The sequence below is a fragment of the Pseudomonas sp. BBP2017 genome, from assembly GCF_003024385.1.
Lineage (GTDB): Bacteria > Pseudomonadota > Gammaproteobacteria > Pseudomonadales > Pseudomonadaceae > Aquipseudomonas.
In genome coordinates this window covers 34,648-47,040 of record NZ_PVZN01000011.1, presented here as the reverse complement: position 1 = coordinate 47,040, position 12,393 = coordinate 34,648, and the positions used below count along the sequence as shown (strand labels likewise).

Genomic DNA, 12,393 nt, shown 5'->3' with positions numbered 1-12,393 from the left:
CCGGGCGCCAAGGTTCAGTCAGCCAGCCAGGCGTTCGCCCAATGCTGCAGATGGTGTTCATTCAGCACATAGTCCCGCAATACGGCCTCGCGCAGCGCATCACCCTGGCGGTAGCTCGCCAGTGGGTCGTCAAGATGCATGCGAATCGCCTCCAGCCACTGCTCGGTGGTGTTCTCGCGCACTCGTGTGCAGGGCAGATAGCCGGCATATGCCTTGGTGTCGGTACAGATCACTGGGAAACCGCAGGCGCCGTACTCCAACAGCCTCAGGTTGCTCTTGCAGTCGTTGAACAGATTCTGTTCGAGCGGCGCCAGGGCCAGGTCGAGGTTGAGGCTGGCCAGTTTGCGAGGATACTGAGCAAAAGAAATGCCCGGATGGAACTCCTTCACATAGGGGCGCAACACGTCCGGGCACATACCAAAGAATACCCAGTCGACCTCGTCCGCCAACGTCTTGATCACGTCCAGCAGCAGTTCCAGGTCACCCCGGTGACTGGTACCACCCGCCCAGCCCACTCGTGGCCGCGCGCTGCTCTGGCGCTGGCTGAAAAGACCGGTCCACAGCTCGGCGGCGAGCATATTGGGAACCACACGGATATCGTTGTGCATGCTCGACAATGCATCGGCCAACGGCTCGGTGGAAACCACTACGCGGTCACACAGAGCAATGGCCTGCCCGACCAGTTCGCGCATATTGCTCGGCATATTGCGCGCATGGTCGTTCTTCTTCGGCGGCTCGATGACATAGTCGTCGAGCTCGTAAATCCGTCGCGCGTTGGAAAAACGCTTGTACTGAGCAATGTCCTCGATGCTCCCCCACCCGTAACGACACTGCAGGATCACGACATCGGGCTTTTCCCGTTCCAGCTCGATCAGGCCTGGAGAGGTGTAATCGAGCCGGCCTTGAATCCAGCCACCAAGTTCCAGCTCAGTGAAGGGCTGAACAACCCGGTAATGCCCTACCGCCGTGGTATTGCCTGGCAACCCCAGCACCGATGGCATGGCTCGTGCGATAAATGGATCCCAACCGCTGCGCAGGCCCGGTTCAAAATTGAAATTCGCCAGCTTCAGGCTGAGATTGCGATTGTAGGCAGGATCCAGGGCGACCCAGGCCAGCCAGCGTTGAAAAAACGCCGCCTGGTCCGCTTCGCCTTTCACCGTCACCCAATTGTCGGCGATGGGTTGCCTGGCAACTCTTGAGAACGGTGTCCAGACCACCAAGTAGCCCAGCTCGTGTGCCCGCAGACACAGATCGGCATCGAACAAGGCACTCTGCAAGGTGACGGTATCCAGCCCCTGCAGTTCTTTGAACAGCTCGCTGCGGACCAACAGGCAGTCGAGGCTCAGCGCGCTCCAGTTCTGCACCAGGCTCAGTCGGCTCATGTAACCGCCTGCAGTCGCCGCGCAACCGAGGAATGAACTACAAGCAGTGCCTCCCAGGCCCAACGCCAAGCCAGCCGAAACCACCTCACCCTTACTGTCGAGCAACTTCGGGCCAACCAGACCGACTTCCGGGCGCTGAGCCTGATGCATCAATTCGTGAAGCCACTGGCTGTCGAACAGCAGACAACCGGAATCGAGCAATAGCAGGTAATCGCCACGGGCCTCCAGACTGGCCTGGTTCAGGCTCGCGGCCTGGCCCTGGACTGCAACCGCAATAATGCGCAGTTGCTCACTGCCCAGCCCGGCCATCGCAGCCAACCACTCACGGATCTCGGCGGGCGCGTCATCATCAACGACCAACAGCACTTCAAAGTTGCCATACGCCGTATTCTCAAACAGCGATTCGACACACCGCATCAACGCCGACAGGTCTGCCCCGGCATAGATCAGTATCGACACACTCGCCGCCCGCTCATGCTGGTAGGTCACCCGGCTCATCAAGCTGCCATCGATGCCGGCCACTTGCGCGCTTACCCCCAAGCGCTGCAAGTGCGCCTGCACCACACGTGATGCCTGGGCATGGCCGCTCGGCTCGCTCAACCAATCGGCAAAGCTGCATTGACTCTGCACCAGCACTTCTGCGATGTGCTCCACCACTTGCAGGCCATGGGCCTCGACCATACGCCAGAGCAGGTCATGCGGAGCCAGGCTGTCGAAGCCATCATCGAAGCCGCCCAGCGCACGCACCGCATTACCTTTGAAGGCCAACAGGCGGCCGACATAGGGCAGGCTACGCATCAAATCGAGGTTGAAGTCCGGCTTGAAAATCGGCTGCGAAGGCGCGAGGTTGTCATTGGCGCCTTCATCGGTGTACAGGCACAGCCTGTCAGTACGCAACGCCATACGCTCAGCCATGATCACCAAGGCATGCGCATGCAGACGGTCGCCAGCACGTAATAAAAAGAACCAGTCAGCCTGGTGGTCATTGTCCAGCCACTGGTTGAGCTGGGTAAAACCGCTACCCGAGCGGAGCAGGTACTGCACCTCTGTATTGACCGCACCCTGGAGTGATGCCGGGCCGAGGACAACAATGCGCTGGGCGGCATAGGACTGTATTGCCAGGCTGTCCAGGGTCACGCGCAACGCGGCTTCATCGTCGTCGCAGATAATCACCGGAACAATCCGTGGCTGGCTCGCCCACTGTTCGATACGTTTGGGCAACAGACGCAGTTGTCCCGCCGACAGCGTGCGGCACTCCAGCCATTCTGCATATAGCTCGGAAAAACTGAGGCTATTGCTGCCGACCTGCTGATTGAAGTTGGCCATCTGCGCGGAAAAACACAGCCGCAGATCAAGCTCCTCCCAGACCTGTTGCGGACTGCCGTTGTATGCTGACAACGGCAGATGACGCACCCAACCGCTGGCCGGAGCGGCCTCACCGGTACGCGCCTCCAGCATTTGCACCAACCACTCGGTCTCAACCTTGAACGCTTCGGTCATGGCGCTCTGGTGACTCAACCTGCCGGGGTAAACACGCTCCAGGCTCAGTACCTGATTGAGGCTGCACAACTGACCACGCCGCAACAGGCAGGCGTACAAGGCCATGTCTAGTCGTGCGACAAAACCCTGCCCCTCCTGAACCAAGGTCGCCAGGTAGTCCTCCACTTGCGCCCGACGAAACAAGGCGTGGCTGATCCCGCCAAACAGGTTGACCGCATTGTCGGCAATGCTCTCCAGCAGGTCGGTGCCATTGAACACAGCATTCTGCGTCGAGAAGATGAAATTGAGCGCGCGCGAGGGCAGCAAAACGTCGTCGGCGGCACACAACAAGCGCAGGCAGGTGACCATGCTTACTTGCGCCCAGTCGCTCATGACCTTGGCTTGCTGGCTGATGCAACTGCTAAACAGGATATCGTCGTCGCAGAGGAACTTGATCAGCTCCCCGGACGCGTTCATCAGACAGGCCTGGAGGTTACGGGCAAAGCCCAGGCGTTCGGGGTTGCGCACATAGTGCACGGGCACCACTGAGCTCTTGCGCAACGCCTCGCAGATCGCCTCGATCTCTGCACCCGGGCTGTCGTCGCAAACAACGATCTCCAGATTCGGGTAGTCCTGGGCAATCGCGCTGGCTAACGTGCTGCGGAAAAATTCGGCATTGAAAGCAGGAATGGCGATGCTGACAAGGGGCTGTTCGTTCACCGAGGGAAACCTTGAAGAAGATCTATGCGCCCACCCTACTTGGTAAAGCAGGCGCACGAATCATTAACGCGAAGGAAGGGTTCAGAGCCGGTTGAACAGGCTCAGCGAAGAAATCTTGGAGAAAGCCAGCTGCGAGGCTTGCAACATCGTCTGCTGCAGGTTCAAACGAATCAGCACCTCGGCAGGATCTGCATCGCGGATTGAGCCCTGGGTCTGGGTATTGGCCATTTTCAGGCTTTCGTTTGTCTCTGCCTGCACATCCAGAGCAGCGCCTCGGGCACCGATCGAGCTGATGGCTTCGGAAACCTTGTTGGCACCACTTTCCAGGTTACCGATAGCCGAGTCCAACGCTGCCTGGTACTTCTGCTTCGACGCAAGATCGTTATCCACCGGCATTTCCAGCGCTTTGCGGAACTGCGAGATGGTGTCGAGGATGTTTTGAGTCTGGTGGGTGTCCACCTTGACCGAAAACTGGTCGCCGCCCTTGGGCGCATTTGGCGCACCGGTGAAGTCGAATTCGACACCGGCAATGGTGGCTGTGGTACCCGTCAAGCTGCCGGTGGCAACGGGGCGGGCATCCGGGCCCATAGGCTGGGCATAGACTTCATAGGCGGTATCGCTGGTGAATTTGATGATCGCGCCACCACCCGGAAAAGCATCGTGGTAAGCAGCAGGATCAACAATGTTGGCGTCGGTAACCTGCGATGACGACGGGTTGCCCGGGCTGCGCGAGCCACTGATCGAGTCAGGCTTGGAGGCCAGGTTGAAGGTATGGCCAGCGATGGCCGCATCCGGATCGGCGCTGTCGCCGTTCTGGAAGTTGATGTCCAGGCGCATGTCGACACCACGGAAACCGATACTACCAGGGGCGTTTGGATCGAAGGTACCGCCCCCCGCTGCCTCCAGCGTGACATCGTTGTTACTGGCATCGGTGATCTTGAATTCGGTGCTGCTGATGAACGTGATGGTATAGGGTTCGCCACTGCGGAAACGGTCGTTGTACACCGTACTGCCGGTAAGCTGGCCATCGGACAGGCGCACGCGACCATCGTCTGGTGTTGGCGCGGTTAGCGAGGTCTGGCTGCGACTGGTGTTCAGCGCTTGTTCGAACGCTGCGTAGCCGCTTTCATTGGTCGCCATGCTGAGCATGTCGCCGACCTGCAGGCTCAGCGTGCTTTGGTCACCCTGGTAGCTGTAAGTACCGTCAGCATTGCGCGCGTAAGGCGGGGTGTCGCCACGCGAGCCGGAGAAAATGTACTTGCCGTTCTCGTCACGGCTGTTCATCAGGCTGTACAGCTGCTCTTCGAGCTGAGTCAACTCTTGGGCGTTGGCCTTGCGATCGGCATCGGTGAAACCACCGCTACCAGAACTGATCGCCAGTTCCTTGACCCGCGCCAGCACGTTGGTGATGGAGTTAAGGGTCGACTCGGCGGTAGCCAGGCTATTGCGCACGCTGGTGATGTTGCCGTTGTACTGATCAATCAGATTGCTCTGCTGCTGCAATTGCAGCAAGCGCGCAGCCCCTACCGGATCATCGGCAGCCGTGCGCACACGAATGTTGTCACTGGCCTGCTGACCAGTCTTCACCACGTTGGCAAAGTTGTTCGAGTAGTTCGAGGCACTGGTCTGGTAGAACTGGGAAGTCGAAATACGCACGGTCTACCACTCCTTAAAGGGCATTGATCAGCGTGGAGAAGATTTCCTGCGCCGCTTTGATGATCTGCGACGAGGCCGTGTAGTACTGCTGGTACTTGATCAGGTTGCCGGCTTCTTCATCGAGCTGGACACCCGAGAGCGAATCGCGCGAAGCCTTGGCCGAGGTGTGCAGGGCAGTGGTCGAATCCACGTCCATCTGCGCCTGGGCGGTCTTGCCGCCGACGTTCTCCACCAGTTTGCCGTAGGCGTCGGTGAGGCTGATGCCTTTGCCGTTGGCGCCGATTTCAACCGTACCTTTGGTCTGCAGGTCAATCACCGCCTGACCGTTACGGTTGTTGTCCGAGCCTGGGCCGGTCAGCGATACGGTGTAGTTGTCACCTTCCTTGGGCGAGCCGGACACTTCCATCTCGAAGGTGAACGTTTTCTGGACACCGTTGGCATCGTTGATCGGCGCCCCGGTGGAATCGACCATCGGCACCGAGAACTGCAGCTTGTTGGCCTGGCCTGGAACGATGGTGCCGGTGCCCAGCGGATCACCCTTGGCATCGAGCAGCTTGTAGGTCTGCGGGTTAGCTTTGTCATCACCAAACACCAGCTTCACCGGTGTCGAATACTTCAGGCCGTTCTGCAGGTCCAGGCGCTGAGCCGGATCGTAGATATCCAGCGACGAAGTCAGATTGGGCTGGCCGATGATGCCGGTGCCCTGGTTGCCCGAGCCGCTGGTCGCGGTCAACGGCGATGCCAGCGCCAGGCGCTTGGGATCGGTGAGCACGGTGTCCAGGTTGCTCGCGGCATTGCGAGTCGGGGTGATCTTGAAGCTGTCACCGGCGCTGTTAGTGCCGCTATTGAGCTTGAGGGAGAAACCGTCGATCACCGGCGCCGGGTCGTCGGTAATGTCGAAGGTGCCCATGTCGGTACCTTCCGGCAGCTTCTTGACGCTGTAGCCGGTAGCGCTGGTGAAGGTCACCTGATAGTCACTGGTGCTCAGCTTGCCGGTGTCGTTGATGACCACATCGAGCATGCCGTTGCCGGTGTTGCCGGCTTTGGCAATGCTGCGCTGGCTGATCAGTTCTGGGCTGTTGATGTTGTTGAACAGCGCGGCACCGAACTCGCCGTTTTTGTCGATACCCTGCGCCAGCTGATGGTTGATCTGGTCAGCCATGACCAGGGCCACGCGCCCCAATTCGTTGAGCGACGGGTCGAGCACTTCACTGCGATAACGCAGTAGGCCGCCGATCTCACCACCGTTGAGGCTGGAGGTGACATCCATGACCGTGGTACCACGGTTGAGCTGGATGCTGACCCGGGTCGGGTCGTTCTTGCTCGGTACGGTCTCCAGGGTGTTGATGGTTTTACCCATCACCAGCGGCTGGCCGTTCTCCAGGTAGATATCCAGGTTGCCTTCACGTTCGACCACCTGGGTACCGACCAGCTCGGACAACTGACGCACCGCTTCGTTGCGCTGGTCGAGCAGGTCGTTCGGGGTGCCCTGCATCTGCGAGATCTGGTCGTTGTACTGGGCAATGGTTGCCGACAGTTTGTTGACCTGCTCGGCCATCGATGACAGGTTGCCATTGATGTTGCTGTTCTGTTCGTTGAGCTGGTTGGCGATGGTATTGAAGCGTTTGCTCAGCGATTGCGCACTGGTCAGCAGCAACTGGCGCGAAGCGTCCTCGTTGGGCTTGGCCGCCGCGCTCTGCATGGCCGTGAAAAAACTCTTCAAAGCGCCGGTAATGCCGGTGTCGGCATCGGACAGCATGCTGTCGATCGGCGCGACCTGATTGAGGTAGGCCGCCGCATCGCTGCTCAGCGAGGTGGTGGTACGCAACTGGTTTTCCAGGTAGGCGTTGTACACCCGGCGCACATCGGACAAGGTCGTACCGGTGCCGATGAACACATTGCCGTTCTGCTGCGAGCCATTGGACCGCTGCACGTTCTGCTGGCGCGAATAACCAGCGACATCGGCGTTGGTAATGTTGTTACCCGTGGTGTGCAGGCCCGCCTGACTGGCGCCGAGTCCCGACATCCCGATGTTGATCAAACTCGCCATGGTTCAAACCTTATAGTTGCGTAGTGGTGCCAATCGCTGCGTAGCTTTCGTAGGATTTCATTTGCCTGGCGATCTGCGAGATCTTGCTCGCGTAATCCGGGTCGGTTGCATAACCGGCCCGCTGCAGCTCGCGTACAAACTGTTCCGGTTTATCGGCAGCCTTGACCGCTTCTTTATAGCGAGCGTTGTTCTGCAACAGGCTCACCAGGTCATGGAAACTGTCCTGATAGGAATCGTAGGAACGGAACGCCGCCGTCTCCTTGACGAACTGCCCATCGCGAAACTCGCTGGTGATCGCCCGTGCCTGGTCGCCCTGCCAGTTGCCGGTCGCCTTGATGCCAAACAGGTTATGGCTGCTGCGGCCATCGGCCTGACGCATGACCGACTTGCCCCAACCGGTTTCCAGCGCGGCCTGCGCCACCAGGTAACGGGGGTCGATACCGATGCGCTTGGCGGCCTGCTCGGCCATTGGCAGCATGGTGGCGACAAAGTCATCCGAAGAACTGAAGGCACGCTTGGCCGGCGCCAACGGCGGCTGGGCCATCGCGCGACCATAAATGCGCAGATTGCCGGGTGCGGCAAAGGCTTGCGCCGGTTGCCAGTCGCCCTTGACCACGGCGTCGCCACTGAGGGTTGAACGGCCTGGGATCGGCGCTGTGTTGGTAGTCGCCGGCACACCGGCAGCCGTCGGTACCAGACCGGCCAACAAACGATCCGTGAGCTTGCTCGGCAAGGCCAGGCGCCGCGAATTGAGGGCGGCCACATCGTTGCGGGTGACGGCGGTTTCCTGCGGTCGCTCGGCCACGCCCACCGCTGTCGCACCCAGCGGCTTGGGCGCGATATCGAAGCGCGGGAACGGGCTGGTGTTGTACGCAGAGACCGCTTTCTGCTTGGACAACTGACGCATCAGCACATCCTGCAGACCGATGCCGCCACCTTCGCGAGACATACTCACCGCCAGCTGTTGATCGTACATCTGCTGGTACTGCTTGGTGGTTTCGGTGTTGAGCGGATTGTCCTTGGCCAGCACATCGCTGGCCGAACGCATCGATTTGAGCATCTCGTTGAGAAACAGCGATTCGAATTCCTGGGCCACCTTGCGCAGGTTGGCCTCGCTGTCGCGGTCGCCGACCTTCAACGAACTGAGTCGATTGAGGTCGGTGTAAGCGCCGCTGTCGGCCATCGTGGTCATTGGGCTTTTCGGCATATCCATGCGTGCGCCCCTTAGATCACGATCAGGTCGGCTTGTAGCGCACCGGCCTGCTTCAGCGCTTCAAGGATTGCCATCAGGTCACTCGGGGCAGCGCCCACCTGATTCACTGCACGAACGATCTCATCCAGCGTGGTCCCCGGACCGAACTTGAACATCGGCTTGGCTTCCTGCTCGGCATTGACCCGCGAACGCGGCACGACAGCCGTCTGGCCGTTGGAGAACGGTCCCGGCTGGCTGACGATCGGGTCTTCGGTGATGGTCACGGTCAGGCTGCCATGGGTCACCGCCGCAGGCGACACTTTGACGTTCTGGCCGATGACGATGGTGCCGGTACGCGAGTTGATGATGACCTTGGCCACCGCCTGACCCGGATCGATCTCGAGGTTCTCGAGGATCGCCAGGTAATCGACACGCTGGCTCGGATCGAGCGGTGCGGTAACCCGCACCGAACCACCGTCCAGGGCCTGGGCCACACCCGGACCGAGCAGTTCGTTGACCTTGTCGACGATACGCTTGGCAGTGGTGAAGTCCGGACGATTGAGGTTCAGGGTCAGACTGTTGCCCTGGTTGAATCCGCTGGGCACAGCACGTTCGACCGAAGCACCACCGGGAATGCGTCCAGCCGACGGCACGTTGACGGTGATCTTCGAGCCATCGCGACCTTCAGCGTCAAAGCCACCGACCACCAGGTTGCCCTGAGCGATCGCATAGACGTTGCCGTCGATGCCCTTGAGCGGCGTCATCAGCAAGCTGCCGCCGCGCAGGCTCTTGGAGTTACCGATCGAGGACACGGTGATATCCACCACCTGCCCCGGCTTGGCGAACGCTGGCAAGTCAGCATGCACAGACACCGCTGCAACGTTTTTCAGCTGCACGTTGCCCGAGCCTGCCGGCACTTTGATGCCGAACTGCGACAGCATGTTGTTGAAGGTCTGCAGGGTGAACGGCGTCTGGGTGGTCTGGTCACCCGTGCCATTGAGCCCCACTACCAGGCCGTAGCCGATCAGCTGGTTGCTACGCACGCCGGAAATGCTGGCGATGTCCTTGAGGCGTTCGGCCTGTGCGGCGAACGCAACGGACAGCAGAAGCGTGGCGGTGATCAGCTGCTTGAAGTTGAACATGGTCATCCGAACCTAGAAAGGCCAAAGCGGGCTGATGAAGAAACGGTCGAGCCAGCCCGGCTGGCTGGCATCGGCAAAGGAGCCGGTTCCCGAGTAGGTGATGCGCGCATCGGCAACCCGGGTCGACGGCACGGTGTTGTCGGTGGCAATGTCGTCGGCGCGGATCATGCCGGCGATGCGCACCAGCTCATCGCCAGTGTTGAGGGTCAGCCACTTCTCGCCGCGCACGGCAATGATGCCGTTGGGCAGCACGTCGGCCACCGTCACAGTGATCGAGCCGGTCAGGCTGTTACCCTGCCCGGCTTTACTGTCGCCTTTGGTTTCACGGTCACCGCTGTACCCGGCGCTCAGGCTCAAATCGCCATCGCTGAACGGGTTGTTGGTGGTCATCGAAGAGCCGAACAACGAGGTCAGGCCGATATCGGCCTTGCTGTTCTTGGCGATCTGCGAGTTGGCGTTCTTGCTCGCCTGGGTGCGCTCGTTGAGGGTGATGGTGATGATGTCACCGACCCGAAATGCCTTGCGGTCGCTGTACAGGTTCTGATCGAAACCGGCCTGGTAGATCGAGCCGTTGTTGGCTGCTGCCGGCAGTGGCGTACGCGGCAATACCGGCGCGTAGTACGGATCATTGGGCTTGGGCGTCGGCGCAACGCAGCCGGCCAGCACGCAGATCCCACTCAGGGCAAGTACGCAAAACAAACGACTCATGACTCTGACCTCACGGTGTAACAGGCGCCGTTCAAGCGACCTCGAAGACTTCACTTACAGGTTCTGGGTAACGAACGAGAGCATCTGGTCGGCAGTGGAAATGACCTTGGAGTTCATCTCGTAGGCACGCTGGGTGGTGATCATGTTGACCAGCTCTTCCACGGTGCTGACGTTGGAGTTTTCCAGGGTCTGCTGCTGGACCACACCGAAACCGTTGAGGCCGGGGGTACCGACTTGCGGCGCGCCGCTGGCGGCGGTTTCCAGGAACAGGTTGCCACCCACGGCCTGCAGGCCGGCCGGGTTGATGAAGTCGGCCGTCTGGATGTTGCCGATCACCTGCGCCGCCGGGTTGCCTGCGGTGGTGATCGAAACGGTGCCGTCACGGCCCACCGTGAACGTCTGCGCTTCAGGCGGCACGACGATCGCCGGCTCCAGGGCGAAACCGCTGGCGGTGACGATCTGGCCGTCGGAGTTCAGGTGAAAGGTACCGTCACGGGTGTAGGAGACGGTGCCATCGGGCTGCAGGATCTGGAAGAAACCGCGGCCATCAACGGCCATGTCCAGCGGGTTTTCAGTGGTTTGCAGGCTACCGGCGTTGAAGTTCTTCTGGGTACCGACAATACGCACACCAGTACCCAGCTGCAGGCCCGAAGGCAGCTCGCTGTCCTGGGTCGACTGGGCACCGGCCTGGCGACGGGTCTGGTACAACAGGTCCTGGAACTCGGCACGATCACGTTTGAAGCCGGTGGTCGAGACGTTGGCCAGGTTGTTGGAAATGGTGGTCAGGTTCATGTCCTGGGCGGACAGACCGGTTTTACTGACCCAAAGAGCCGGAAGCATGCTGTTCTCCTCGCGCGCCTGTTTTACGGCGCTACGTCTGTGTAATTAGCCGACCTGCAAAACCCGAGCCATGGCTTCGTCACCTTCCTTGGCCGTGGTCATCATCTTGATGTGCAGTTCGAATTGACGCGACAACGCCAGCACCGAGGTCATTTCCTCGACCGCGTTGACGTTGCTGCTTTCAAGGAAGCCCGATACCAGCTTGACGTTGGCATCGGCCACTGCCGGCTGGCCATTGCTGGTATGGATCAAACCGTCCAGGCCTTTGGTCATGGTCTTGAGGTCGGGGTTGACCATCTTGATCCGGTCGACCTCAGCCATTACCCGCGGCCCCTCGCCCATGGCGCGGATGGTGATGGTGCCATCTTCACCGACCTCGACCTTCTGCTCTGGCGGCACGGCAATCGGCCCACCGTTACCCATGATCGGCATGCCGTTGCTGGCACGCAGCACACCCAGGGCATCGATGTTCATGCTCGCGGTACGCACATAGGCCTCGCTACCATCGGGTGCTTGCACGGCGATAAAGCCGTCACCACCAATGGCCACGTCGAGGTCACGTCCGGTCTCCACCATTGAGCCTGGTGAGAAATCGGTCGCCGGGCGCTCGGTCATGGCGTAGGCACGCGCCGGAAAGCTGTCACCGAACACCGGCATCGAGCGCGCCTGTTCCAGGTCCCGCTGGAAGCCCGTGGTGGAGATATTCGCCAGGTTGTTGGCATGCGCCTTCTGCGCCAGTGCGTTCTGGCTGGCACCGGTCATGGCCACGTACAGCATCTTGTCCACAGTATTTCTCCCCTGAGCAGGCGAACACTTGCCGCTCGCCGCTGCTTTGCAGTGCTTGAAGCAAGTTTCAAACCAACTTTGCAGAAATGGCTAGAAGCCCCGCCATACAAGGACTTGACCGCCACACACACAAACGGCGAGGAGAAGCGCCGTCGAAATTACGGCGCCAGCTTGCCGCTAGCGGCAAGCCTCAGTAGCCGCGGCACGCCGCGTTATTGAAGGGACCGGCAAAGCGCTTCCAGCCATCCCCCGGAGAAAACTGGGCACAGACCAGACGCCCATCCGCCTGACTTTCCCAGCGATACCAGGGCGCAGCATCAGCCCGGACCTGAGTCATCAGCAGCACCGCGAACAGCGCTAACGCCAAACGTTGCAACATGATCGATACCTCTGAAACGACAGACCCCTTCCGAGAAAGGGGTCCGTCCACACCTATCG

At 60.2% G+C, this 12,393-nt stretch carries 9 protein-coding genes; all 9 read right to left on the bottom strand.

What is annotated here, in order from left to right; translation table 11 throughout:
• Positions 1 to 14: 14 nt before the first annotated feature.
• Positions 15 to 3,581, bottom strand: a complete 3,567-nt coding sequence (locus C6382_RS14810) for a glycosyltransferase (RefSeq protein ID WP_107025164.1) — start codon at positions 3,579 to 3,581, stop codon at positions 15 to 17.
• A gap of 81 nt (positions 3,582 to 3,662) precedes the next feature.
• The gene (locus tag C6382_RS14805) at positions 3,663 to 5,237 is read right to left on the bottom strand and encodes a flagellar hook-associated protein 3 (RefSeq protein ID WP_107025163.1); all 1,575 of its coding nucleotides are present in this window, start codon (positions 5,235 to 5,237) and stop codon (positions 3,663 to 3,665) included.
• Positions 5,238 to 5,250: 13 nt separating this feature from the next.
• Positions 5,251 to 7,287 (bottom strand): flagellar hook-associated protein FlgK, encoded by a 2,037-nt coding sequence (flgK, locus tag C6382_RS14800; RefSeq protein ID WP_107025162.1) that lies wholly within the window; start codon positions 7,285 to 7,287, stop codon positions 5,251 to 5,253.
• Positions 7,288 to 7,297: 10 nt separating this feature from the next.
• Positions 7,298 to 8,500 (bottom strand): flagellar assembly peptidoglycan hydrolase FlgJ, encoded by a 1,203-nt coding sequence (gene flgJ, locus C6382_RS14795; RefSeq protein WP_107025161.1) that lies wholly within the window; start codon positions 8,498 to 8,500, stop codon positions 7,298 to 7,300.
• Positions 8,501 to 8,511: 11 nt separating this feature from the next.
• Entirely contained in the window at positions 8,512 to 9,621 is a 1,110-nt protein-coding gene (locus tag C6382_RS14790) for a flagellar basal body P-ring protein FlgI (RefSeq protein ID WP_107025269.1), read from the bottom strand.
• A 12-nt stretch (positions 9,622 to 9,633) separates the two neighbouring features.
• Positions 9,634 to 10,329, bottom strand: a complete 696-nt coding sequence (gene flgH, locus C6382_RS14785; RefSeq protein ID WP_107025160.1) for a flagellar basal body L-ring protein FlgH — start codon at positions 10,327 to 10,329, stop codon at positions 9,634 to 9,636.
• A 54-nt stretch (positions 10,330 to 10,383) separates the two neighbouring features.
• Positions 10,384 to 11,169 carry a flagellar basal-body rod protein FlgG gene (gene flgG, locus C6382_RS14780; protein ID WP_107025159.1) on the bottom strand — a complete coding sequence of 262 codons (786 nt, stop codon included), beginning with the start codon at positions 11,167 to 11,169 and terminating at the stop codon, positions 10,384 to 10,386.
• A gap of 45 nt (positions 11,170 to 11,214) precedes the next feature.
• The gene (locus C6382_RS14775) at positions 11,215 to 11,955 is read right to left on the bottom strand and encodes a flagellar basal body rod protein FlgF (protein WP_107025158.1); all 741 of its coding nucleotides are present in this window, start codon (positions 11,953 to 11,955) and stop codon (positions 11,215 to 11,217) included.
• Positions 11,956 to 12,145: 190 nt separating this feature from the next.
• Complete coding sequence (locus C6382_RS14770; protein ID WP_107025157.1) at positions 12,146 to 12,334, bottom strand: hypothetical protein; 189 nt, start codon at positions 12,332 to 12,334, stop codon at positions 12,146 to 12,148.
• Positions 12,335 to 12,393: the final 59 nt, after the last annotated feature.